The sequence below is a fragment of the Flammeovirga sp. SJP92 genome, from assembly GCF_001583495.1.
Classification (GTDB): Bacteria; Bacteroidota; Bacteroidia; order Cytophagales; family Flammeovirgaceae; genus Flammeovirga.
On sequence record NZ_LQAQ01000074.1, the window covers coordinates 1 to 25,124 of the forward strand.

General features: G+C 36.8%; 21 protein-coding genes. 5 read left to right on the top strand and 16 right to left on the bottom strand.

The window, feature by feature from the left end; genetic code table 11:
• The 7 genes from AVL50_RS17260 to AVL50_RS17290 form a co-directional block, all read right to left on the bottom strand.
• On the bottom strand, window positions 1–213 hold a 213-nt coding region (locus AVL50_RS17260), incomplete at its 3' end, for a hypothetical protein (RefSeq protein ID WP_157491386.1).
• 112 nt (window positions 214–325) lie between these two features.
• The gene (locus AVL50_RS17265) at window positions 326–916 is read right to left on the bottom strand and encodes a hypothetical protein (RefSeq protein WP_157491387.1); all 591 of its coding nucleotides are present in this window, start codon (window positions 914–916) and stop codon (window positions 326–328) included.
• 75 nt (window positions 917–991) lie between these two features.
• Entirely contained in the window at window positions 992–1,693 is a 702-nt protein-coding gene (locus tag AVL50_RS17270) for a hypothetical protein (protein ID WP_062617747.1), read from the bottom strand.
• Window positions 1,694–1,730: 37 nt separating this feature from the next.
• On the bottom strand, window positions 1,731–2,570 hold the full coding sequence (locus AVL50_RS17275) for a hypothetical protein (protein ID WP_062617748.1): 840 nt from the start codon (window positions 2,568–2,570) through the stop codon (window positions 1,731–1,733).
• A 221-nt stretch (window positions 2,571–2,791) separates the two neighbouring features.
• Window positions 2,792–3,634 carry a hypothetical protein gene (locus AVL50_RS17280; RefSeq protein WP_062617749.1) on the bottom strand — a complete coding sequence of 281 codons (843 nt, stop codon included), beginning with the start codon at window positions 3,632–3,634 and terminating at the stop codon, window positions 2,792–2,794.
• Between the two features lie 299 nt (window positions 3,635–3,933).
• The gene (locus tag AVL50_RS17285) at window positions 3,934–4,521 is read right to left on the bottom strand and encodes a hypothetical protein (protein ID WP_062617750.1); all 588 of its coding nucleotides are present in this window, start codon (window positions 4,519–4,521) and stop codon (window positions 3,934–3,936) included.
• Between the two features lie 106 nt (window positions 4,522–4,627).
• Entirely contained in the window at window positions 4,628–5,119 is a 492-nt protein-coding gene (locus tag AVL50_RS17290) for a hypothetical protein (protein WP_062617751.1), read from the bottom strand.
• A gap of 530 nt (window positions 5,120–5,649) precedes the next feature.
• On the opposite strand from AVL50_RS17290, the gene AVL50_RS17295 reads away from it, so the two are divergent.
• From AVL50_RS17295 to AVL50_RS17315, 5 genes are all read left to right on the top strand, one after another.
• A complete protein-coding gene (locus AVL50_RS17295; protein WP_062617752.1) occupies window positions 5,650–6,993 on the top strand; it encodes a metallophosphoesterase family protein in 1,344 nt (447 codons plus the stop codon).
• A 14-nt stretch (window positions 6,994–7,007) separates the two neighbouring features.
• Entirely contained in the window at window positions 7,008–7,262 is a 255-nt protein-coding gene (locus AVL50_RS17300) for a hypothetical protein (protein ID WP_062617753.1), read from the top strand.
• A 46-nt stretch (window positions 7,263–7,308) separates the two neighbouring features.
• On the top strand, window positions 7,309–7,983 hold the full coding sequence (locus AVL50_RS33785) for a CatB-related O-acetyltransferase (RefSeq protein WP_062617754.1): 675 nt from the start codon (window positions 7,309–7,311) through the stop codon (window positions 7,981–7,983).
• Between the two features lie 25 nt (window positions 7,984–8,008).
• The gene (locus AVL50_RS17310) at window positions 8,009–8,596 is read left to right on the top strand and encodes a Crp/Fnr family transcriptional regulator (RefSeq protein WP_062617755.1); all 588 of its coding nucleotides are present in this window, start codon (window positions 8,009–8,011) and stop codon (window positions 8,594–8,596) included.
• Window positions 8,597–8,925: 329 nt separating this feature from the next.
• Window positions 8,926–9,768, top strand: coding sequence for an oxidoreductase (locus tag AVL50_RS17315; RefSeq protein ID WP_062617785.1), 843 nt, complete (start codon window positions 8,926–8,928; stop codon window positions 9,766–9,768).
• Window positions 9,769–10,250: 482 nt separating this feature from the next.
• Here the strand turns inward: AVL50_RS17315 and rocD are convergent, their stop codons facing one another.
• From rocD to AVL50_RS17360, 9 genes are all read right to left on the bottom strand, one after another.
• Entirely contained in the window at window positions 10,251–11,501 is a 1,251-nt protein-coding gene (gene rocD / locus AVL50_RS17320; protein WP_062617756.1) for an ornithine--oxo-acid transaminase, read from the bottom strand.
• Window positions 11,502–11,505: 4 nt separating this feature from the next.
• Window positions 11,506–13,596: a GEVED domain-containing protein gene (locus AVL50_RS32610; protein WP_063850769.1), complete on the bottom strand. Its 2,091-nt coding sequence runs from the start codon at window positions 13,594–13,596 to the stop codon at window positions 11,506–11,508.
• Window positions 13,597–13,975: 379 nt separating this feature from the next.
• The gene (locus tag AVL50_RS17330; protein WP_062617757.1) at window positions 13,976–15,352 is read right to left on the bottom strand and encodes a YfcC family protein; all 1,377 of its coding nucleotides are present in this window, start codon (window positions 15,350–15,352) and stop codon (window positions 13,976–13,978) included.
• Between the two features lie 14 nt (window positions 15,353–15,366).
• Window positions 15,367–16,296 carry an isoaspartyl peptidase/L-asparaginase family protein gene (locus AVL50_RS17335; protein ID WP_062617758.1) on the bottom strand — a complete coding sequence of 310 codons (930 nt, stop codon included), beginning with the start codon at window positions 16,294–16,296 and terminating at the stop codon, window positions 15,367–15,369.
• Between the two features lie 5 nt (window positions 16,297–16,301).
• Window positions 16,302–17,120 carry a cyanophycinase gene (locus tag AVL50_RS17340; RefSeq protein WP_063850772.1) on the bottom strand — a complete coding sequence of 273 codons (819 nt, stop codon included), beginning with the start codon at window positions 17,118–17,120 and terminating at the stop codon, window positions 16,302–16,304.
• Between the two features lie 297 nt (window positions 17,121–17,417).
• On the bottom strand, window positions 17,418–18,947 hold the full coding sequence (locus tag AVL50_RS17345; protein ID WP_062617760.1) for a C39 family peptidase: 1,530 nt from the start codon (window positions 18,945–18,947) through the stop codon (window positions 17,418–17,420).
• 418 nt (window positions 18,948–19,365) lie between these two features.
• The gene (locus AVL50_RS17350) at window positions 19,366–20,598 is read right to left on the bottom strand and encodes a PKD domain-containing protein (protein ID WP_062617761.1); all 1,233 of its coding nucleotides are present in this window, start codon (window positions 20,596–20,598) and stop codon (window positions 19,366–19,368) included.
• Between the two features lie 166 nt (window positions 20,599–20,764).
• Window positions 20,765–22,144 carry a RagB/SusD family nutrient uptake outer membrane protein gene (locus AVL50_RS17355; RefSeq protein ID WP_172826868.1) on the bottom strand — a complete coding sequence of 460 codons (1,380 nt, stop codon included), beginning with the start codon at window positions 22,142–22,144 and terminating at the stop codon, window positions 20,765–20,767.
• 11 nt (window positions 22,145–22,155) lie between these two features.
• Window positions 22,156–25,122, bottom strand: coding sequence for a TonB-dependent receptor (locus tag AVL50_RS17360; protein ID WP_062617763.1), 2,967 nt, complete (start codon window positions 25,120–25,122; stop codon window positions 22,156–22,158).
• Between the last annotated feature and the right edge of the window lie 2 nt (window positions 25,123–25,124).

Sequence of the window (25,124 nt, forward strand, 5' to 3'; positions counted from 1 at the left end):
TTCTTCTACATCAATATATTTTCCTAGCAATGCCAATTTAGTTTCATACACACAATCTTGATTGTTAAAGTCTATATTGATTAAGTCAAAAAAGCAGTCTGAACCAAGTCTAGATTCAAGGTCAGAGTTATTATATAACCAAAATTCAAATTCTTTTACTGCGATATTACCTGATAGGAAGTCTAAAATTTTTCTTTTGGTATTCTCTTCCATAAGCTCCATCTTTTTTATTACCTGTTGTTGCTATAGACGGGTGATTAAAAATCAATAAAAATATTGAGCTAAGAATTATTGTTCTCATGATTGTTTCCTTTATAAGTTTGCTTTATTCCTCCTCTTTTAATTTTTCGTATTCTTCTTCAACATTTTCACCCACTTCAAATTTTAAAGTATTTTCATCTAAATACTTTATTTTTTCTAGGCTACTTCCTCCTAAACCAGTATATAGTATATAAAATTCTTCTTTGTAAATAACTACTTGAGGTATAGGTTGACATGTTGTTATGAATTGCTGCTTTCTATCTGGTTCATATTCATCAAAGCTTTGATAAGAGCCAATCAATGAGTTACTTTTAAACCTCAGCTCAATTACTCTCAATTGGGTTTTCTTTGTAATTTCTGTGATAACATCATTGTATTTATGTATATATATTGTTCCAGAATCTGTCAAAATTTCAACCCTAGAGCTATCACTATTTAAGCTATAAGATACACTTAAAGTATCAGTTAAAAATTCTCCTTCTTTATAAAATCCAATTAACTTCCATTTCCCATTAAGTTGTGAACTTATACTTTTTAAAGTATCAGCATAAAGTGTTTGCTCTTCTTGATCTATGAATTCGGTATTTTGACAATAACAGTATGAAGTCATAATCAAGAAAAACTTTAACAGATATAGCCTTTTAATTTTCATCATAAAATCTAATGGAATAACTTTAATATTCTCAACAACTGAGGTTTAAGTTATGGTTAGAAGTTTGTTTTTTTATATTTATAGTCTTTCCAACATGTAAAGAGTATCTGATATTTTTTTGCTAAATACTTCATCTTCACTTTCATATTCGAAAAAACCTTTTTCTAGTTTATTTGAGTTAACCTCAATCCACAGAATTAAAGTATCAATTTCATCTTGATTCAATCCACTGAGTGATTTATTTTTTCCTTTCAAGTCATAATAATAGTTTTCAATAAAGTCTACATAGTTTTTGAAACCCTGACTATTAATGTTTAAATCCCATTCATGAAGCATTCCTTTCAAATCATGAATTTTATTGTTGATTTCAATTAAGGTTTTAGAATCGAAGTAAGGTGCATTATTAATGTCGTATTTCCACCATGCCTTCAGAAATTTTATAATTGTATTTCTTTCATCAATTTCCCATTCATTCCAATTCCCGTAGTCAAGCTTTCCCAAAATTACAAAAGTGTCCAATACCAATTTTCTTGTGGCAGTTAGTTCAAAAATTCGAGGTAAGTAGTGTTTGAAGTCATAAATATCACCCCAAGTTGTCATCGCTTTAAATGCATATTTTGAAATGTCATCGTCTTCTAATTCCCTTAGCTTTTTAGAATGTAAGGTAGATTTATCGTTATCAGAAACACAACACGGACACCCTTCCATAGTTGGCTTGAGTGAATATTTATCAAACGTACTATAAAGTTCTTCTATTGCTATTTTAAATTCTTCTGTCATGTCTTTTTTAGCGTGATAACATTATGTGTGTTTTGATTTATAGGTTTATTAATACCGGTATTGAGAGGTTAACCTTTACTTTTTTCCCTTTCTTTACCGCACTATCAAAATGTAACTTATTTACTATTTCTTTTAAGGGCTTTTCCAGACCTAGAAGATATGGAAAACTAAAATCTGTATTTTCTTGAATTGATTGATAAATTAAACTTCCATTTTCCATTATTGTGATATTCACATGAACAAGGTAATTTAGGTTTAATTTTAAATGACCAAACTTTTTGTATAATTCTGTATTGATCAAATCATTCACTTCTTCATAATTTCCTAAGGGATAACCTCCAAGATTTGACTTTTGAAAATAATATTCTTCCGTTACATAGTAAGAATTTTTTAGTCTTTGAGGTGATTTAAAAAAGGGGAATTTGTAAGGTTCTAATATTATTGACTCCACTTCTTCTAAGGTCAAAGTTTTGAATTGTTCTGTTTGTGACAAACCATAAAACCGTCCTTCAACATATTCATTTTTTACATTTAAATAATTTTCCCCACAATTTGAGATTCGATATTTAGAACGACTATTGTCTATCGCAAATAACCAAATAGAACCTTTTTGAAACATAGAAAAGTTAGGAGAACAGTCAACTACTTCTCTAGTAAGCATAATTGTATCCTTCTCTAAAAAGCCTCTATAATTTTTATGAATCACTATTGATAGAGAATTTTGTTTTAAGTTATTTTCTACAATTTCGCCTAGAACAACAAGGTCTTTTGTTTGATTGGAGTAGGCAAAGCCTCCTACATAATAACAATCACAGCTAAAACCATTATTGTAAGTAAGCACAAAAAGAAGGAGTAATATTGAAAATTTAGAGTTCATTTTTTTTTCTTAGAAAAGTGATGACTAAACTTATTAATGAGGACTAACCGAACAAGTCTTGCTATATATCTGAAGTAATCTTACCCTTAATTTTTCACTGTTCATGTAGGATCTTTTGATAATTCTTTAAGATAATCAGAGAGCTCTTTCAGGTTATAATCCAATGTAATTCCGTTTGCATTTAGGGATAACTTATTTGGCCTAAATATTACAGTACGTTTTTATATTCTTATATACTTTCCTGCTTCCGTTTTAATATGAAGAAATTGAACCTTCTTAATTTTTTGAAGTTCCTCAAGTTGATTTTCTGTCAATCTATTTTCTCTCAACTTAAAATGGAAATGTTCATAAGAGAATACACTTGAACTAAAGAGCTTTTTAAAATTATTGAATGAGGTGAATTCCTCATCCTCTAAATCACCAAATTGGTCGTAGGTTTCGGTGTAGTCCAAACTCCTTAATGCTTTCAAGTTTTCAGATTCTGCTAAATTTTCAATAAAATTCTGATGGTTATAACCTGCTTGGATCGAAAGTGAAGAGATTTGTAAATGAGGAATTTTGAAAAAGTCATTATTAGGAGCAGAGGGAAGTTCAAGCTCTTCAAGTTTTGGCATTTTTAAAACCAATTTTGCAATCATTCCATCTTCATCATCATATTCTCCAATGACACTTTGATTGTGGTCTCCAACATCAGTCAATGCAACTTTAAAAGCCTTTAAATTCACGAATTTAATATCAGACTTTATAATTCTATTAAAGTTCCAATTTCTTGTGCCGTTCGCCCCAGCATCTGGTCCCGTAAAAATTAGTGAGACTATTTGATCTGGGTTTTCGATTAAAAAATCTTGTAAAGCACAAAACCCATAATTGTATTCATCAGGATCAAATTCAGAAGAAGGCATAGTATCATCATCATCATACCCTTCTCCATAAAATACGATTTCGTATAGGTTTCCAATTCGTGAGAAACTAATTCTTGGAGAAGAAGCTAAATTGTAGTCAAGCTCAGAAGAGTTATGATAATTGTAAATTCTCTTTTGTAATTCAAGTAGTTTGTCTTCCATTTTGTTTAGTTTGATTGTTTAGATGGCTACAAGCCTTTTTTATTCGGTTTGAAGAGATCTTGCTTAGAGGCAATAGTTTGTTAGTATTACTACTAACATGATGCTTGTTCAGCTAAATATAAGCATATAACCTAATTTTATCATCAAATTCATCAACTCTGAATTTTCCGACTTTATCTATTTCAGCTTTAATGGTTTTAAAGTCCTGATTATATAGTTGCTTAAAGTCAGCGAATTTTCTAAACTACGTTTTGTGAGTATGTTTATCAATAACTTAAATTTCTACTATTGATATATTTCTAGTTTTCATTTAGGAGGTGTTCCAAACATGCTCTAAGTTCTCTGATTAGGTTAATAGACTTTCGATTTTCAAAATAATTGATGTATTCAGTACGTGATTTAAATGCTTCCGGATTGTCCTTACATCTTTTTTCATACCCCTTTATCATCTTTAAGATTACCTTGCTTTTTTTCTTTTTTGTTTCTGTATTCTTGAGAAATTGCTTAGTTAACTCTCTGTCAAATCCGAAAATTAATTCCACATCCAACTCAAAACTGTTATCATACGTGTTGCCAAACTTTGCTTTATACAATAGATAAATATCTTCCAATGTCATGACTTTATATAACATGAAAGCACATAGTTCCAATGAAGCTATAGAAATTGAAATTTTATTTGCACATCTTATTTCTTGTTTCAAAATCCATCTGATTAGAGGCTTATCCTTTATTGAATAATTTCTAAAAAGTTCGAGAACCAAATCAATTCTATTTTGTAGGTTAAAATCGTTGATCTTACCATATTCCGTCTCTCCATTATGCTTAAACCTGTATTTATCTAATAACTCTTTCTGTCCACTTCTCCTGAACTCTTCAATAATTTGCATAGATTGATATTTTTTGTGAGCCAAATGACTCGGCTTATTAACGATAACCTTTAAATTTTTGGCAGGGTTGCTTCTAAGTTAAAACCTGCCAATTTTCACTGCTAACTTAATGTTTTTTATTTATGACAAAGTATTTATTTCTGTTGTCAACGATTAATCTAAATATTGTAGCATTTACTAAAATTTCCCCACTTTTATCTATCTGATAAACGTACTTATGAGCTACTGAATGATCTAAATATGCTACAGTATCTGTTCTAATTTCGAGCTTGTTGGTCAAAACTACCTTTTCAAGGTTTTTCTTATCAATTACAATTGTGTTATCGTTGATTTTATAAGTGCCATATCTATACTCACTTAGCCCAAGACTCGAATTATTAAATATATAAGAGCCATCCGTTTTAAAGTCGATGCCTGTTCCATTGTAGTCACCATCATAAAATATGCGTACAAGTGTCGGTTTATCAAAAGTAGTATTGATCTGAACATTCCATATTAAAACTATTGAGCCAAAAACTATTGATAAGCCAACGGGTAAAAGCAAAAATATTTTCTTTTCACTTCGAAAATGTTTGATGTCAGTAAATAGCGACCACATCAAAAAGAGCACTCCAATAATTAAAAACCCACCAAAAATTCAAAAGGGATGAGTTTAGTCGATATCTCAGAGAATATCAAGGAGCTATATGATGAACGTACCAATCAGTAATTCGCAAGTGATCTATAATCAGAAGGTCCACTTTTTAATACAAAAATAAAGCGATACTTCATGTTTTGAAAAGGGAAAATATATTGTCTCCTACGTCGCCACCCCTGTCAAAAATGAAGTAGCACTTTAAAATGTATCATAAGATCTTTAGGAAAAAAGAAATTTAATTGAGAAATAAGAAGTAAATTAAGAGTTCAGAAGAAAAACGAGACAGCGTTCAACTAACACTTCCAATACTAATCCCAATTATTGTTTTGCGGTTAATACCTTAAATAAAAAACGACCAATAGAACCACTATATATACGTTTTTTTGCGTTACCTAACCAAATTTAATTAAGTATTAATGATCAATTATTTTTGGTTTAGTACTTTAATGTGTAGAATGTTATTCTGTTTACTTTAAATTAAACTATATTTTATGAGAATCTCTTTCATTCTAACGCTTTTCAGTCTTTCTCTTCTTTTCATCAACACATCATTTGGTCAACATCATCATGACCATGATCATACACATGAAGGTTTGCATCATTGGGAAATCCCAAGTAAAGATCCTGATCGAATAATACTGACATTCCATGGAGACCCTTCTACAAGCAGAGCAGTGACATGGAGAACGGATAAAAGTGTGGATAGTGCAGTAGCAGAAATTGCGGAAGCAACTGTCAATTCAAAATTTGAAGATAAGGCCCAAAAAATAACGGCAACAACGGAGGTGTTTGATTTAGGATTGTATAAAGGCAATTCATCACTGAAGGTAAATTACCATAGTGTTGTTTTTGAAGGTTTAAAGCCTAATACTTTGTATGCTTATAGGGTAAGTGATGGCGGAAAACATAGATCGGAATGGATTCATTTCCGTACCGCTAAAAAAGAATATGCTCCAACAGAGTTTGTCTATTTTGGAGATGCTCAAAATGATGTTTTAGACCATTGGTCCCGAGTGATCAGAATGGCGTATCAAACGTCACCTAATGCATCTTTTGTCATTCATGCAGGTGACTTAATCAATCAGGCTCACAAAGACATGGAATGGGCAGAATGGTATAAAGCAGGTGGATTTATCCATAGCCAATGGTCGGCGATTCCAGTGGTTGGAAATCATGAATTCCGAGGATTGGAAAAAGGAGAGAAGAAGCAATTAGCCATCCAATGGAGGCCTCAATTTACGCTTCCTGTTGAAAAAGAACTGGATGAAAAATTACATGAAACTGTATACACAGTAGATTATCAAGATGTTCGAATTATTGTTTTGAATTCTAATGACTTATTGGAAGAACAAACAGCCTATCTTGAAAAGCAACTGAAAAACAGTGATGCTAAATGGAAAATCATAACGTGTCACCACTCCGTTTTTTCACCTGCAAAAGGACGTAATTTCCAATTTGCAAGAGACCATTGGAAGCCACTTTTAGATAAATATAACGTTGACTTAGTATTGAATGGTCATGATCATACCTACGCTAGAGGGCATGTTCCTACTCGTACTACAGATTCAAAAAATACAAAGGATTTGAGTACTGTTTATGTTACGTCTGTGAGTGGACCAAAGCAATACAAATTGGATCCAGAACAAATGAAAGAATACACCGCAGATGGTTATCAATTAGATCAATCAGGGGAGCAAATTCAATTTTATCAAGTCATTAAAATTGATGGAGATCAACTCACTTATGTGGCTTATACTGCTGTAGGGGAGGAATATGACCGTGCTGTGATTACAAAGAATTTTAAAACAGGAAAGAAGAAGTTGTCACAAAAATAATTGAATAATAAGATATGAATGAAATAGATTGGATTGGCTCATTAGGAGTCTTTCAAATATTATTAGCCTACACTTTAAATGTAACAGGGAAACTAGATAGGGGAAGTATTGCTTATAAATTATTAAATCTCTTTGGTGCTTCTCTTGCGTGCTTAGCATCAGTTTTAATGAATTATATTCCTTTTATTGTTTTAGAAGGCGTTTGGGCTTTTGTTTCTCTTTTATCTTTGGTTCGGAAAGAGAAAAATCAGGAAGAAGGAAAAGTGTAACTTTACTAAAGCCTAAGTTCTAATATCAATTATAAATACAACAAATATGAACAAAGTAAATTTTAATACCCTTTATCCCATTGAAGAATTTAAGAATACGGTTTCTTTAAAAGTGTTAGTGGAAGAAAGTGATGTCAAAAATGTAATCGTAGGAGATTATTCTTATTACAGTGATTTTGATGACCCCACAAAGTTCTTGGAAAAGAATGTGATGTATAATTTTGGAATGTCAGGCACTCAGCTGAAAATTGGGAAATTCTGTGCTTTAGCCCATGGGGTGAAGTTTATTATGGCAGATGCCAATCACTCTACTAAAGGAGTTTCCACTTTTCCATTTGCAGTTTTCGGTAAAGAATGGTCGGATAAATTACCGATCGGAGAATATCCATTTAAAGAATACAAGGATATTGAAGTAGGTAATGACGTGTGGATTGGCTACGGTGCTACTATCATGCCCAATGTGAAAATAGGTGATGGAGCTATTATTGGCAGTAATTCCACAGTGACATCAGATGTTCCTGATTATGCGGTAGTGGGTGGAAATCCTGCAAAAGTAATTCGCTATCGATATACCAAAGATGAAATTCATTTATTGAAAGGTTTGAAATGGTGGAATTGGGATAGAGTATATCTGGACGAGGCCATTGAGATCTTAGTGAAAGGAACGGTAGAGGATCTGCACTTTTTTGCCACTAAAAAAGGATTGATAAAAACATCATAATCATAATAAATAACTCTAATATAAATTGACTGATTACAATAACATACTCCAAAACATCAAACGTTATGTCGCCCTCACTGAAGAAGATGAACAAGATTTTGTAAGCATCATCAAAACTTCCAAAGTGAAAAAAAGACAGTTTATTGTACAACCTAATTTTGTTTGTGAACATCAAACCTACGTTCAAAAAGGAGCTTTTAGAAGTTACTTTGTGAGTGACGAAGGAGTGGATCACACCATTCAGTTTGCCATTGAAGATTGGTTTATCAGTGATTTCAATAGTTATATTCATCAAGAACCCGCATCTCTTTTTGTGGAAGCATTAGAAGATGCGGTCATTCATCAAATTGCTTACAAAGATGTAGAGGCTTTGTGTGACCGAAACCCAAAATATGAACGCTTTTTCCGATTGGTCGCACAAAAATCCTTTGCTTATGCTCAAAAAAGAGTACTATCCAACTTAGGAAAAACTGCAGAGGCAAGATATATTGAATTTCAAGCCCTCTATCCCAGTATTGTAAAAAGAGTACCCCAATACGCTTTAGCTTCTTATTTAGGTATGTCGGCCGAGTTTTTAAGTAAGATTAGAAAACGCTTGGCGGATAAATCTTGAACTAGTTCAAGATAATTTCCTGTTCTAGTTCATTTTTGATGGGAAGTGAATCCACCACTTTTGTAGTAGTACTAGGAGAGAAGAAACCGATATTCTTTTAAAGGGAAAAAGGAAGATGGTTCTTGATATGGTTCGTGTGGACGTTGCAATGCAACGTCCCTACAACGGTATCCATCATAAAGTATATTCTACCAAAAATTGAAAGTAGGATGTAGGGACGTTGTATTACAACGTCCACCGGACCACCATAAAAACCACTTTCGGTCAACAAAATGACTCATTTCTCCTACCCCAGTACTAATCAATCTTCATCAAACCAAAATAAAAAAATGGAAACTACGAATAAGAGAATTTGGATGATTACAGGCATTTCAAGTGGATTAGGAAAAGCGCTAGCAGAAACGGTCCTTGCATCAGGAGATTTTGTCATTGGTACCTTCAGAAATAAAACCCAAACAGAACAATTCAATCAAGAATACGATGGAAAAGCTTTCGGTATCACACTTGATATTACAGAGACCGACAAAGTAACCGAGGCGGTGCATTCTATTTTCAATAATTATGGAAGAATTGATGTATTGGTCAACAATGCAGGAGTGGGATATGTTGGAGCAATAGAGGAAGCTTCATTAGAAGAAGTAAGAGCGGTTTTTGAAGCCAACTTCTTTGGAACATTACATCTCACCCAAACTGTTTTACCATTTATGCGTGAAGCAAAACAAGGTCATATTCTTCAAATTTCCTCTCATGGCGGTATCAAAGCATTTGCGGGTTTTGGAGTTTATAATGCGAGTAAGTTTGCGTTAGAAGGGTTTAGTGAGGCGTTAGAACAAGAAGTGAAACCGTTTGGCATTAGAGTATCTATCGTAGAACCAGGGCCTTTCAGAACTAATTTTGCAGGGAAAGGATTACAGATCGCTCAAAAGACCATTGATGAATATGCTAAAACGTCAGGTGCCTTTAAGGCAAAATTGAAAGGAGTAGATGGAAAGCAGGAAGGTGACCCAATGAAAGCTTCCCAAGCCATTATTGATTTAGTAAATGCCGATAATCCTTCTCTTCGAATGCCTTTGGGAAAAACGGCGTTGATGACGATTAATATGAAGTTGGAGAGTGTGAAAGCAGATTTAGAACAACATGAAAAAGTAGCTTCTGAGGCAGTTTTTGCATAAAAAAACATCGCGTAATTAGTGAGAGCTAAGACTTACATATTGTACAAGGTAGCATGTACGGTGCGTATGTGCTAGGACTTCCATGTTGTACAAGGTAGCATGTACGGTGTGTATATGCTAGGACTTCCATGTTGTACAAGGTAGCATGAACGGTGTGTATGTGCTAGGACTTCCATGTTGTACAAGGTAGCATGTATGGTGCGTATGTGCTAAGACTTCCATGTTGTACAAGGTAGCATGTATGGTGTGTATGTGCTAGGACTTCCATGTTGTACAAGGTAGCATGTACGGTGTGTATGTGCTAGGACTTCCATGTTGTACAAGCCAGTATGTACGGTCAGTACGTGCTAGGACTTACAAATTGTACAAGCTAGCATGTACGGTCTGTACATGTTAGGAATTATCAAAAAAACAAGCACCAAACAAATGTCTGGTGCTTGAATAACTTTCTAGGTTCCTGTAAATAACCACAATTATCGTTTTTAGCTCATAACCAATTCAAATTTCTTTATGGTAGCTTCAATAATATCTAAACACTTATTCAGTTGATGTTCATTGATAACTAGAGGAGGAGCAAAACGAATGATGTTGCCATGTGTGGGTTTTGCCAGCAGACCATTGTGCATCAATTCATAACAGATTTGAGTGGCCGTACTGCTTTCTTCAGTGTCATTGACAATAAGTGCATTAAGCAAACCTCTACCTCGTACTCCCATTAACAATTCCGTTTGTTTGCATAATTCCTGCATTCTTTCTCTGAAAATATTACCTAGTCGGAATGCGTTTTCTGTCAACCTTTCATCTTGCAACACTTGTAAAGCTTCCATCATCACAGCACACGCCAATGGGTTCCCACCATACGTAGAACCATGTTGGCCGGGTTGGAAAACGTCCATTACTTCAGAGGAGGTCAACACTGCTGAAACGGGATAAAAACCACCTGAAATGGCTTTTCCCAAAATGATCATATCAGGTTTGATTTCTTCATAATCAGAAGCCAATAACTTCCCTGTTCTTCCCACTCCGGTTTGTACTTCATCTACCATAAACAGCACGTTATACTTCTTGCAAAGTGCTTGTGCTTTCTTCAAATAACCATCATCCGGCAGATAAACACCCGCTTCCCCTTGTATAGGTTCCATCCACAAACCAGCTACATTTGGGTTTCGTAAAACGTTTTCCAAAGCCTCTAAATTGTTGTAAGGTACAATCTCAAAACCCGGCATAAACGGCCCGAAGTTGGTGGTAGCTACAGGGTCAGTAGAAGCAGAAATAATAGTGGTGGTTCTTCCATGAAAGTTCTTTTCTACTCCAACAATGATCGCTTCATTTTGAGGAATTCCTTTTCGCTCATAACCCCACTTTCTTGCCAATTTAATGGCTGTTTCATTTCCTTCAGCACCTGTATTCATGAGAATCGCTCTTTCATAACCAAAGAGTTGACAGAGCATTTGCTCCGCTTTTCCTAATTGATCAGAATAAAAAGCCCTGGAAGTTAATGTCAATTTAGAAGCCTGTTTTGTCATTGTATTTAAGATTCTCGGATGCACATGACCTTGATTGACGGCGCTGTAAGCAGAGAGAAAATCAAAATATTTTTTCCCTTCTACATCCCAAACATAAACACCTTCACCACGTTCCAAGACCACGGGAAGCGGAGCGTAGTTGTAGGCCCCATATTTTTTCTCTAAATCGATTGCCTCCTGTGTAGAAGTTCCCATTTCTTTTATCATAATTTTATTTCTTAATGACTTTATGTATTGATTTTACGCCATCTTCTTCCACTTGAATCATGTAAATTCCAGCATTCAGTGAAGAAAGATCAACGCTGTTTGTCTGTACTTTTATTAATGTGTTTCCAAGCATATCTACCACTTTTAGTGCTATGTTTTCAGCATTAGAATGGATAGAAATAATCCCTTCAGTTGGGTTTGGATAGAGTGCGTTGTTAGGGGCTAGTGTTGTGAAGTTTTGTGTTCGCTGAGAAGAACTTCCATTAATTGAAACCGTGTAATCTTCCACCTCTCCGTAGCTGATAACATCACAAGGGTTAGGGTAGCCATCATTGGCGTATTGCATGCTCACCCTCATTCTAGTAGTGCCGTTTAATGCAGAAGTAGGAACAGTGAAGTTACTTGTAAACGAACGCCTTGTCGATTTATAAGCGATTTCCTCCGTATTTGTATCGAAAATACCATCTTGATTGTAGTCAATCCAGATCACAAAACGTTCTCGGTCAGAGGTATTAGGATCTACAAAAAGCGTATGAGTATTTCCTTTTGTCAAGTTGAAAGTGACGGAGGTGTAATTTCCGTAACCGTTATCATTACCCGAAAAATTATAAACACCATCAATACCTACTTCATCAATAAATTCATAGCTAGTAGAGTTGCCATAAGAACTGCAATAACTGATACTTCCTGAAGTAGAAACTGTTTGAATAGGAGAGTAGTTGCTTTGCTCCGTTCCGCAAACGCTTCTCACCCTGATGTCATAAGAAGTGGAAGAAGTTAAACCTTGGATAGAATAGTTGGTTGTGTTCACCGTCACTGTTGTCCATGAGGAAGTACCAGTGACTCTATGTCTTAATAGATAGGAAGAGGCGCCTGTATTATTCCAAGAAACTGCGATGCTTGAAGCGGTGGTAGTGCCTATAGCAACCGTAGGGATGTCGCATATAGGAGGGGTCGTTCCTCCATCACAATTTGGAGCTGTGGCACCGATGCTTGCACCACTTCCATTGATGTAATTGAAACCGTTATAACCATTGCTAGTATACATATCTAACCATCCGCCACCAGATGCAGTGGTCCAATCCGTAAGGCTAAATGAATTGCCATTGCCATTGGTAGATCCTTGTATTACATAAGCCTTTACAGCGGCGTTGTTATTATTCCAAACCAGAGATTGCCCTGATGTGATAGTTTCAGGAACAGCACAGTTAACCACCATAAAATAAGCCTTTGTAGGGTATTGCGTCTGTCCGCCGTCACCAAATACTTTTGCCATTCCATTGACATCAATACACACAAACGTAGCTTCATCACAAGCAATCGCATATCGAGCAGTTGCATTATTGTCAGCAACTGTTCTAGCCAGTAATCCAAATGCTCTGCCGTATCGGTTTTCATTATTAGTGCCGTGTGTTCGGTCTAAATGTGTGTCAGTGATAACGTTGGTAAGAACAGGGTTGTTGATAAAATCATTATAAAATAAAGAGTTGCTTGTGTAAGGGTGATAAGGATTGTTCAGTATTTCAGAGCTTAAAATCCCTGAAGTTTCAGGAGCATAATAAGAACCTCCCATAATGGCCATACCTGCCGAAGTACCACCAATTGGCACATTTTTGACATTGATAAGATAATTAAGAGCATCTTCAACGGCTGTCCCTTTCCAGAGATCCATATACTCTCTTTGGTCACCGCCAGCAATAAAAACCGCTTCTGCGTCTCTGATATACTGGGCCACGGTGGCGTTATTTGCACCATTTTTGGTGGTGATGGAAAGCTCTGCGGCGGCGCTGATTGAATTGCTGAAATTACTCCATACCCATGAAGCCTGACCTCCCACAGCATCAGTTCTTAGTACCAAGTAGTCGCCTCCATCTGCTTGGTCTACAAACCACTGTGTGGCATTGACCTCACCATCTCCACCAACTTCGGCACCGCCTACAAGCATAGTTCCCCCATTAGGAGAAATGCTGCCATGCCCATTCCATGTGCCTCCTTCTAAAGAGAAGTTATAGCCTTGTGCGAAAGTGTTGAGCACGTTTAAAAATAAAATAGCAATGAATGCAAATCCTTTTACATTGTAATAGTTACTTTTCATAATAGTTATAATTTATGGAGTGAATTATAATAGACATTCAAGGAGTATCTTCTACTGTGAATGCGAGAAGCATGCTTCTTGTAATTGAGTGTTGAGACAATAGAATGTCACCCCAAGAATGTCTTTTGGAAAAAGGTTTTCTTTTAAGGACTAGGACAATTTGAATGAAAAATTAAGAATGATGAATGTAGAAAAAAGTGCTCGTAAAGAGGTTTTTATAATGGTTCGGCGAACGTTGTAGGGATGTTGCATTGCGACGTCCACTGGACCACAACACGAACCATTTTTCTTCCCTCTTAATTCTTAACTCTTAACTCTAACCTTAAAATTGTCAATAGTTGGTTGAATATTTTCTGAATAGTGGATGAGTTATTTTTGTTTATAAAAGATTAATATAAAGTGGAAGAATAAGAAGTACGCCTGCGGTCAGCATTAAAATACCTAAGAGAGGCGACATCCATTTCAGCCAAACTTCATACGGAATTTTAGCAATGGAAAGCACACCCATGGTGACACCACTTGTAGGGATGATAAGGTTGGTGAGACCATCGCCAAATTGGAATGCTAATACGGCTACTTGTCTTGAAATACCCAACAAGTCACTTAGTGGTGCTGTGATGGGCATTGTCAATGCGGCTTGTCCTGATCCCGATGGCAATACTGTATTCAATGCACTTTGAAACAAGAACATCGCTTCTGCTGCTGCGTATTTTGGTAAGCCGTTCATAAGGTTTGAGATGGAAAATAATACAGTGTCAATAATCTTCCCTTCTGTGGCTACAATCAAAATTCCTTTACAAGAAGCAATGACCATAGCGGCGGTCATCATTTCTTTGGCGCCTTTAATGAAGCTGTCGCTCATTGCATTGGCATGAATTCCACAAATAATACAGCTGAGGAACCCAATCACAAAGAATAAAGCACCAATTTCCACCATGTACCATTGGTATTGGGCCACGCCTATCACGAGCGTTAAGATACCGAAGAGGAAAAGCATTAAGACAAGGCCTCTTTTAAAGGTGAAATCAATGACTTCAGGTTGCTGTTTTTCAATGATATTAGCAGAAGTGTTGAGTACGCTTTTTTGAGGATTACTTTCTATTTTTGAAATGTAATGCATTATATATAATACGCCAATCAAAGTGAAAATTCCCCAAATGAATATTCTATATTCCCAACCACTGAAAAGAGGAATTTCTGCAATCCCCTGTGCAATGCCAATGGTAAATGGATTACTGATAGCTCCTGCAAAACCTACACCTGCTCCCACAAAAGGGATCGCAATCCCAACAATAGGATCTAGCTTCAAAGCTTTTGCCATAGGAAGGGTAATGAGTATAAAAATGAGCACTTCCTCAGACATTCCAAAAGTGGCCCCCGCAACAGAAAAGCAGACGATCACAAACGGAATCATGACCTTTTTATAGGACGATTTCTTATTGCTCCACGCTACTAATTTTTGCAATCCGGCATCAATTGCTTTGGTGGTAGTCAGCATCCCGAAGGCTCCTCCAACGATAAAAATAAAAGCAATGATTTCAGCGGCCGCAATAAAACCTTCAATAGGGGCAGTAAAAAAAGAAGTGATAGACTGAGGTTGAGCCTCTACTAAATGATAAGTATCTGGAATTAAAATATTCCTTCCATCTACAACTTCCCTTTGATATTCTCCTGCTGAGATTACCCATGTAAGACCAATAAAAAAGAGCAGAATACAAGAGGTGATGACCAGTGTATCCGGTAGCTTCTTGACCATTTTATTTTGATTATCTATTTAAAAATAGCAACGTTGAGTTTCTGTTCTTCTGATGAAGTCCAACCTCTGTACATCCCTTCAGAGTTGAATGAAAGCTCAATATTACCTTCATGATCAACGGCAATAATTCCACCTTCACCTTCCATTTTCACTAGCTTATCATGCACCACTTTATCCGATGCTTCTTTTAGTGACAGCTGTCCCATTTCCATATAAGCGGCGATATCTCTAGCCACCGTTGCCTTTAGGAAAAACTCTCCGTAACCCGTACAAGAAACGGCACAACTTTCATTGTTGGCATAAGTACCTGAACCAATCACAGAACTGTCGCCTAGTCTGCCGTATTTTTTATTGACCAATCCGCCTGTAGAAGTTGCTGCCGCAAGATTTCCTTCATGATCCAATGCTACGGCGCCAACCGTTCCAAATTTTCTTTCCCCGTCATGATCCACCAACATTTGATTGGTCTCTTTGGCCATCAGCCATTGCTTGTATCGTGATTGCGTAAAGAAATATTCATCTTTTACTTCTTGCAGTTGATGTCTTTTAGCAAATTTTAAAGCGCCTTCTCCATGCATAAATACAAAGTCCATATCATCATGGATTTTCTTGGCCAAATGAATAGGGTTTTTAATACCGCGGATACCTGCCACAGCACCGGCTTCTAAGGTTTGACCCGACATAATAGAAGCTTCCATTTCAAAACTACCGTCATGAGCCATTACAGCCCCTTTACCTGCATTGAATAAAGGGCAATCCTCTAAAGCGGTCACTGCAATTTCAACGGCATCAACAGCAGTGCCTCCATCCATCAAACATTTTTTGCCTTCATAAAGCGCATGTTGTAATGCTTCCTGTATTTCATCTGCTTTTTCAGGTGTAATCTCTGAAGGTAATAGTGTTCCAGCACCTCCATGAATGGCTAGGGCAAATTTCTTTTTCATAGTTCTTATAGTTTTATTTTATCACCACTGCGAAGAATACTTACATTCATCTTTCGCGTACTGATTTTTGTTTTGTCTGTGTTTATATGTTGGGGTTTTTCTACAAGTATTACCTGACTTTCACCCACCACTTCGGCTGTATTGTTCTCTACTAAAATTGCCGTTGATTCGTCTATTCCAATCCCTTTTAATTCAGGATGTTCAATCACCGCAGAAAATAAGCGGTTGTATCTACTTCTTTGTATAAAGTGCTGGTCGATGATCACATTTTTCAGCATACCAAGACCTTTACTGTAAATAAGATTATTACTTTCTATGGTTCTGCCGGTATCGTCGTATTCAGGATAATTCTTCTCATCTCCCGTGATCATCACATGACTCATTACCGCAGCGCCTGCACTTGTTCCGGCAATCATTCCCCCGTTTTCATAGCAAGAATGAATGGCCTCATAGATTCCAGTTCCTTCAATTCTCTTCATAAATCGGTTCTGATCACCACCAGTGATATAAATTAATTTTGCACCTTTCAAAGAATCTAACGCAGAGGAAGAAGGCATGTTCTCATGTGTATAATACATTGACTGAACATTTGTAAAACCTAGCTCCTTGAATTGTTTTATCCCATAAAAGCTAGAAGTATCAGGTTCTATACTTGACATGGCAAGCACGATACCATACCCTTCCTTCAAATTGGCCTCATCAGCTAATCGTTGGATTAGAGCAGGAGGTCTTTTTCCTCCACCAATGATAAATAACTTACCCTGAGCCACAACTGATGTGGCAAAGAGTATTATAAAGGGCAATATTAATCTGATCTTTTTCAAAATTGCTGACTTTTTTAAGACTCCCTCTCCAGCTATGGGAGAGGGAGATGTTAATTTATTGTTTTGTAAAAGAGTGGTGACGAAATAATTAACGTCAACTAGCTCTTAAGTACAAATTCAAAATTATCTCATACTAATTCTATTTATTGTTTTGCGATTACTTCCTTCAAAAAACTTTTAATACGTTTTTTAGAGTTGTACTCACAAAAAATAAATTAGAATTAACTATGATTTATTTTTGATTTAGTACTTATTAAAAAATACTTTTCTAGCCTACTACTGTATGGTTCATTTTAATTACATGAAGTAAATTTCATGTAACCAAACGTATCCATCAGGGGCAAATGCCGCTCGTACATCATCTTTATGGTACTTTACAGCTTTACCTACAGTTCGCGTTTTGTAATAACCTGAACTTCCATATCTGCCATCCCAAGCTCCATATGGATCATTCACATAATAATAAGTTCCGTCAAACCCTAAAAAGACTACTAAGTGTCCATAGCTTGTGGTGTAGCCATGTGCCATTACAGGTTTTCCTTCAGAAAGTAAGCGGTTCAATTGTGATAAAGAACCATACTGTGTCCCTGCATCTCGAACATTAAGACCTGCATAAGCCGCTTCAGAGTTAAATACAGATTGGAAACCGGGTACCGTCTGTGCCTGGTTTTTGCCATAATAATTGGTGATCTGATCAGGAGTTGTATTTCCTCCATAGTAGTTGATCACCATGGCTATGGCTGTATTTTGACAAGATGAGTAAGGATAAACACTGTTATCCAATTGCCAGTAGTAAGGTACACCTGTGATATAATTACTACCACCACCGATGTTATCCGGGTAAGTACCTTGACGGCTGGCAAGCAGTTTAGTCTTATTGGCATTATACACTTTTATAGTAGTGTAAATTTGTCCTGTTTGATTAAACTGTGAGGTGAAAGTACGACTCGTTTGTGTACTACCTGCATTAATGCTCATATTGCCACTTGCTATAACCCAACTCCCTGAACTACGTTGCACTACTACTTCAACAGCATAACTTCTGCTGATCGAAGTGTTGCTACTCTCTGAGAGATTGACTACTATTTCTTCATTTGTATTGACTTCCAAAGGAGCAGACGAATAGTAAAACTGTCCAATAGAAGGTGTAGGAGAGTTTCCACCGATTCCTACAGATTGACCATTAGCATAGACGCCCTCAATGCTACTGTTTTTAATGGTGATTCTACCGCTTGGTACGTTGAGTACCACGTCAGAACCACTATAACTTACTGCTACTTGATTAGCACTTATCCCTTCGAGAAAGAGGAGGTCACTTCCTCCATCATCGCTTATGACGTCATATCCGCCATAAAGTGCATAGTAATAATTGTCATTTCCAAGTCCTCCATAAAGCATGTCATTTCCTTTATCTCCATAGAGGTGGTCATTACCATCTTCTCCATGTAGGTCATCGTTGTCTTTTCCTCCATAAAGGTCATCATTACCTGTGCCTCCGTAAAGTTTGTCAAGACCGCGGTCACCTCTAATAATATCAGAACCACTATTGCCTTGTAAAAAGTCATTTCCTTTGCCTCCATAGATGACATCATCACCTGCATTGGCATACACTTGGTCATCAGCAGCATAGGCTAAGATTTCTTCTGACAATGAAGTTCCCTCAATGAAGTCTGAATTGGAAGTGCCGTAGATTGTTTTTGAGACGGCTTGTCTTTTGTTACTTTCTTCGATAGTGCTTTCATCTTCTGGTTGAAGTTGTTCTTTTACGCTACATGCTGTAATACAGACAAGTGCAAGTAGCAATAAAAAGTGTGTTACTTTTTTCATAATAGTAATAATTGTATTTAGCTTTTGTATTTAAATAGATATAGTAGGATAGAAGTTCATAATAAAATTAACAATTTATTCTTCTGTCTTTTAACGTGTTACAATTTATATTTATAAACAATAAGTAAACCGAACGAAAGCAATATACGTGCACTTTTCATGACTCATTATAGCTGTATATCAGTAGTAATAAGTACAAATTCAAAAATATCTAATACTAATTCTATTTATTATTTTGCGATTACTTCCTTCAAAAAACTTTCAATAGAACCACTATTAATACGTTTTTTAGCGTTGTACTTACAAAAAATAAATTAGAATTAACTATAATTTATTTCATATAATTTTCTTTTTTAACTCCCCCTCTCAAACTAAAAGGGGGAGTGTAATTCACCTAAAATTTAGCTAAGCTAACCGTCTAATATAAGCCCAATGCTAAGGCATATGGTCTTAAGGTTTTAGCATCTCCAACCACAGGAGCGTCCTCAATATCTAGCACTACTTTGATGTCTGTTCCGTCAAGATTTGCCGACATGATTTTACCATCAGTTCCATCGTCATTGCTTCCTCTATCTGTCCAGTATACTCTTTCTGTGATAGGGTCAGCAATAGTACCCCAAACAAATCTTGAAGGATAATCTACAAACTCTGTTGTTGACTCAGATGCGATGTCATAGATTGTACCTTTAGAAGTGGCATAATCAAAATAATATAATTTACCATCTAAATAAGAGATGTCACCTGCATCCACACCACTGATAATTTCTTCTAAACCAGTTCCGTCTAAGTTCACTTTGTATACACCTCCACTGAAATCATAAGCATCATTCGCGAAGTAAATCACTTGATTTTCTGCATCATAAGAAATTCCCAAAGGCAATGAACCTTCCAAAGCACCAGTATTCGTTGAGAATTCAACAAAAGCTTTCAAGTCTGTGCCGTCAAGGGCCGATGTGTAAATACCTCCGTCAGCACCCCAATACAATCGTCCTTCAATTACTTTTACACCTGCAGGATAGTACATCATATGTTCCTTGTCACCAAGGTCTGCCACGTTCAATAAAACTGATTTCTCTCCATTTACCAACGCATTGTATTGATATAATAACTCGTCTGCTTGATCAATCACGTAAAGGTTTTCATTGTCCAAGTCTGCTACGATTCCATAAGGCTTTGTGTGATTTTCACCGAAAGTCTGGATAACTGGAGTTGTGGCTTCATCATCCAAAATGATCATATGCACTTGTCCTGTTGCTCTATCAGTGTAGTAAAGCGTTGGTTTTTTACCGCCTAGAGGATCTTTGATAACAATGGTCTGAGTTGTTGTGTCTGCTCTTTCATCATCTGCTCTTGCAATTAAAGTGACATCAAAAGTTCCGAACTCCTCGTAAGTGAATTCAGGATTTTCATCTGTTGATGTTTCACCGTCTACACCGAAATCCCAAACGTAAGATGTAGCAGCAATTGATGTATTGTTAAAAGTTACAGTAGATGGAGCGATACCTTCATTCGATAATTCATAATCAAATTTAGCCACAACACTTGCCAATGCAGGTGGTTCTTCGTCTTCTGTACAGCTCGTTAATACTATAAATGAAAGCGGTAGTAAGGTTACTAAAAACCTTAAGAATAAGTTAGAAAAAGTTTTCATAGTTCGTTAAATAAAATAATTAAAAGATATGCTGTTGGGGGCTGTTTTTTAGGTCAGCCCATGTTTTATTTTTTATTTCTCACCATCAAAAATGGCTTTTTAGGCAATAACTCTCCACCCTGCAAAATGAATCACAGGTGGGATTTGTAGTTATTGTTTGCTTCTTCTAGTACCCAGGATTTTGATCGTCCTGTGATATACTCGTATTCGTCTGAATTTCTTTGAGAGGAATAGGGTACAATGTAGCATTTACCGAAATTCCTAAAGTAGAAGATGCTCTGTCGGTTCTTACCAAATCATTCCATCGATGCCCTTCAAAGCACAATTCCCATCTTCTTTCATCCAAAACCGTTTTAATGGGATCACTGCCCAAACTTGTCAAAGGAGTGATGGCACGGTCTCTCACTGCATTCAAAGCTTCAAGAATTGCAGTGGCACCACCCAGTCCATCAATTCTATAATGGCACTCTGCTTGTATCAAATACATTTCTGCTAATCGGAGGATAACGATCGGATCAGCTCCATTGGCGGTGTCTTGGTACTTTGCAACTCTTTTGCTTGTTCCGTTGCCGTCCAAAGTAGGGAAGTCTTGGAAAATAAAAGCGGAGCGTGCATCGTCTTTTTTATAAGAATTGGCTAAGCCATTGGTGTAACTCACTTCACCACGACCACCCAAGGAAGTTGGCGAAAGGTAATAAGACATTCTGTTTCTGTCTTGTGAAGAATAATTCAATTGAAAGATTACTTCATTATTTTCTTTAGAAGTGAAGATGGTTCCAAACTCCTCTTCTAATTCATACTTAGAATTATCCACTACAGAAGTGGCCAAGTCTAATGCTTTCTGGAAGTGCGACTTTCCATCTTCATTGTTACGAAGCAATTCACTGCCATAATAAAGTTCCACTCTTGCCATAAATGCATCAACAGCCGTATTGCTCACAAAGAAATTTCCTTTTTCAATGGTGATTTTCTCTTTCGCCGTAGCCAAATCTTGAAGAATCAAAGTGTAAACTTCCTCTTTGGATAATCGGGCAGGGTTGATGTCGCCGGTGATGCCTTGTGTAGAAATGGATTTGTATGGCACTCCTCCGAAGTTTTTCAACAAATCAAAATGGGCCAAAGCTCTCATAAAATAAGCTTCACCAATGACGTTGTTCTTCTGAGCTTCATCCATCACAATTCCTTCTCCTCTTTCAATGATGTTGTTGGCCGTATTTACTGCTCCATAAGCACTCGACCAAAAGCTTTCAATGTTGGCATTGTCACTTAAAATAGAGTGATTTTCAAATTGCTGATAATCCAGAGAGGTACCCGTTCTTTGACCATCATTGGCTGATAATTCATTCAGAATGTATAAATCCCTTCCGTAATAGCTGTCGGATTGAAATTCGTTGTAAAGACCCATGAGTGCAGAATTCAAACCGTTGGCATCGGTAATGGCCTCATTAGCATCAATGGAAGCTACTGGTTTTACATCTAAATTACTCTCACATCCAATCAGAAGTGCTGCCAGTAAAATGCTTGATATATGTTTTATTTTTTTCATGATTGATTGCATTAGAATGATACATTTAAACCAGCTGTGTAAACTCTTGCATTCGGGTAAGTGAAGAAATCAGTACCCATTCTTACTCCATCATCACCGGCATAATTTACCTCTGGGTCCATACCAGAATAGTTGGTGAGGGTGAATAAGTTTTGACCCGAAACGTAAACTCTCATGCGGTCAATAAATGCTTTGCGAGTAATCTTTTTCGGAAGGGTATAACCCAATGTTACATTTTTTAAGCGGAGGTAAGAACCGTCTTCAACAAAACGGCTTGAAGCTCTGTTGTTATTGTTAGGGTCGTTTGCGGTGGCTCTTGGAATATCCGTTACATCACCTGGTGCTCTCCATCGGTTCAAAATAGCCGTGGTTTGGTTGTCCTCTCCTTTCATCGATTCTAAATAAACTCTTGTACCGTTGTAAATATCATTGCCCACAGAATACTGGAAGAAGATATTCAAATCAAAGTTTTTATAGTTTAATGTATTGGTAAATCCACCAAAGAAATCAGGGTGAGGATTGCCAATTTTTGTTCTGTCTTCTGCTGTGATTTCACCGTCACCATTTACATCTTTAAAGACCATATCACCTGTAGAAGAATCAACGCCAAGTGCTTTGTAGCCATAGAAAATACTGATTGGTTCACCTTCTTCAATTCTATTATTTCCTCTACCAATGTTGTCAATAGGCTGTCCGTTGTAAAGTTTCAAAACTTCATTTCTGTAAGTCGAAACATTCAAAGAGGCTTTCCAAGTGAAATCTTGTTTTCTGAAAATCTCGTAGGCCAACAATACTTCAATACCTGTATTTCTCATTTCTCCAATATTAGAGATAACGGAAGAGAAGCCCGTGGTAGGAGGTAGTGGTCTTGATAACAACATGTCTGTTGTTGTTTTCTGATAAATGTCTGTCGTTAAAGTAAGACGATTGCCCCAGAAACCTAAATCAAGACCGAAGTTGACTTGTTTCACGGTCTCCCATTTCAAGTCTTCATTAGGTAATTGTGAAGGAGCGATGCCGGGCTGACCGTTGTAATCTGCTCCTGAACTGTAAAGTGCTTGGTATCTGAAATCACCAATGGCATCATTACCCGTCAGACCATAACTACCTCTGACTTTAAAATCTGAAAACAGACTTGAGGTTTTCATAAAGTTTTCTTCAATCATTCTCCAAGCCACAGAAGCAGATGGGAAAGTACCGTATCTATTATTTGTGCCGAATTTCGACGAACCATCTCTACGTACACTGAATGCAAAAATATACTTGTTGGCATAACTGTAGTTGGCTTTCGCGAAAAATGAATTCAAACCTCTGTCCAAACCGTAACTGTCGGCTTCAATAATTTCTGAAGCGGAAGTAATGTATTCAAATTCAGGTCTAGAAAAGTTTTGAGCTCTGATGTAATTGCTTCTGTTTTCATAGCTTTCAGAACTAAAACCTGCCAGTACATCAAAGCGGTGATTATTGATTGATTTTACATATTGTAATGTTGCATTGACAGTAGTATTGATGGAAGTATTATTGGCACTAAAACCCAAACCATTGTAAGATGCTCCCTGACGTGTGGTCACTGGATCGTAGCTGTGTTCTCTAAGGTTATAATAATCAAAACCAACCTGTGTGCGGAAAGTTAGATCATTCATAATGGCTACATCTAAGTATGCATTGCCTAACCCTCTGTAAGTGTAGGCTTTATTGATGGCCTCATTGGCAATTGCCACAGGGTTCGCATAGGGACCGTCCTCATTGTAAGTGCCGTCCTCATTGTACACAGGGTAAATGGCCGGTAATGATAAAGCATTTGGAAGGGGAGCGTTGAGTGATTGATCACCTTCAATTCTGTTGTTTTCTGACATTCCAAACTGTAAGCTCGTTCCCACTTTCACTCTTTCAGAGAAGTGATGGTCAATGTTGGCTCTTAAGTTTGTTCTGTCATATCCACTGCCTTTAATTACACCTTGCTGATCAAAATAACTTCCTGATAAGTAGAAGCTCGTTTTTTCATTTCCACCTTGCAAAGAAAGGTCATAAGAAGCGATAGGGGCATCTCTGTAAATTTCATTTTGCCAATCCGTATCATGCGGATAGTTATCAATATACTCTTGTGTATATTTCTCAATCCCTAGCTGATCATTTTTATATTCAAACCACTGTTGTTTGTTTAGTAAATCCAATCTTTTGTATACTTGCTGAATACCTCCATAAGCATTAAATGAGATCTTTGTTTTACCTGTAGCTCCTCTTTTGGTGTTGATCAAAACCACCCCATTGGCCGCTCTCGAACCATAAATTGCCGCGCCTGCACCATCTTTCAGCACTGTAATGGATTCAATATCCGAAGGAGATAAATCCGACAAAGCACTGATTGTTTGTCCACTGAAACTCACTTGTGAGCTGTTTTCTGTGATCACAGGAATACCGTCAATCACATAAAGCGGTTGATTGGCCGCATTGACAGAACCTACACCACGAACACGAACGGAAAGTGCACTACCCGGAGTTCCTGAGTTGGAGTTGATCTGAACACCAGAAGCTTGGCCTGCCAATGCAGCATCTAAAGTAGCCACTGGGAGATCTTTTAAAGTTTCACTGTCCACGGACTGCAAAGAAGAGGAAAGCAACTTTTTACTTGTTGATGAATACCCCACCACAGTCACTTCTTCCAATTCCTCTAATTCCGATACCATACTGATGTTGAGTGTTGTCTGATCACCAATTGTATGTTCTTGGTTGACCATTCCGATATGATTAAAGACGAGCAGTTTACCTTTGTCTTGTGCTGTCACCAACAAAGAATATTTGCCATGCAGGTTTGTAACCGTACCATGTGTAGTTCCTTTGATAAAAACAGTTACACCAGGAATCGGTAACCCGTCAGCTTCACCTATAACTTCCCCTTCAATTTTAAAATCTTGGGAATAGGCTAAACTTATGCTAAATACTAGAATAGCAGTAAAAATTAGTCGAATATGTTTCATAA

Coding starts and splice junctions, on each gene's coding strand:
- AVL50_RS17265 (WP_157491387.1), bottom strand. CDS start 916: ATGATGAAAATTAAAAGGCTATATCTGTTAAAGTTTTTCTTGATTATG.
- AVL50_RS17315 (WP_062617785.1), top strand. CDS start 8,926: ATGGAAACTACGAATAAGAGAATTTGGATGATTACAGGCATTTCAAGT.
- AVL50_RS17285 (WP_062617750.1), bottom strand. CDS start 4,521: ATGCAAATTATTGAAGAGTTCAGGAGAAGTGGACAGAAAGAGTTATTA.
- AVL50_RS17275 (WP_062617748.1), bottom strand. CDS start 2,570: ATGAACTCTAAATTTTCAATATTACTCCTTCTTTTTGTGCTTACTTAC.
- AVL50_RS17270 (WP_062617747.1), bottom strand. CDS start 1,693: ATGACAGAAGAATTTAAAATAGCAATAGAAGAACTTTATAGTACGTTT.
- AVL50_RS17330 (WP_062617757.1), bottom strand. CDS start 15,352: ATGGTCAAGAAGCTACCGGATACACTGGTCATCACCTCTTGTATTCTG.
- AVL50_RS17360 (WP_062617763.1), bottom strand. CDS start 25,122: ATGAAACATATTCGACTAATTTTTACTGCTATTCTAGTATTTAGCATA.
- AVL50_RS17290 (WP_062617751.1), bottom strand. CDS start 5,119: ATGTGGTCGCTATTTACTGACATCAAACATTTTCGAAGTGAAAAGAAA.
- AVL50_RS17350 (WP_062617761.1), bottom strand. CDS start 20,598: ATGAAAACTTTTTCTAACTTATTCTTAAGGTTTTTAGTAACCTTACTA.
- AVL50_RS17295 (WP_062617752.1), top strand. CDS start 5,650: ATGAGAATCTCTTTCATTCTAACGCTTTTCAGTCTTTCTCTTCTTTTC.
- rocD (WP_062617756.1), bottom strand. CDS start 11,501: ATGATAAAAGAAATGGGAACTTCTACACAGGAGGCAATCGATTTAGAG.
- AVL50_RS17335 (WP_062617758.1), bottom strand. CDS start 16,296: ATGAAAAAGAAATTTGCCCTAGCCATTCATGGAGGTGCTGGAACACTA.
- AVL50_RS33785 (WP_062617754.1), top strand. CDS start 7,309: ATGAACAAAGTAAATTTTAATACCCTTTATCCCATTGAAGAATTTAAG.
- AVL50_RS17300 (WP_062617753.1), top strand. CDS start 7,008: ATGAATGAAATAGATTGGATTGGCTCATTAGGAGTCTTTCAAATATTA.
- AVL50_RS17345 (WP_062617760.1), bottom strand. CDS start 18,947: ATGAAAAAAGTAACACACTTTTTATTGCTACTTGCACTTGTCTGTATT.
- AVL50_RS32610 (WP_063850769.1), bottom strand. CDS start 13,596: ATGAAAAGTAACTATTACAATGTAAAAGGATTTGCATTCATTGCTATT.
- AVL50_RS17280 (WP_062617749.1), bottom strand. CDS start 3,634: ATGGAAGACAAACTACTTGAATTACAAAAGAGAATTTACAATTATCAT.
- AVL50_RS17355 (WP_172826868.1), bottom strand. CDS start 22,144: ATGAAAAAAATAAAACATATATCAAGCATTTTACTGGCAGCACTTCTG.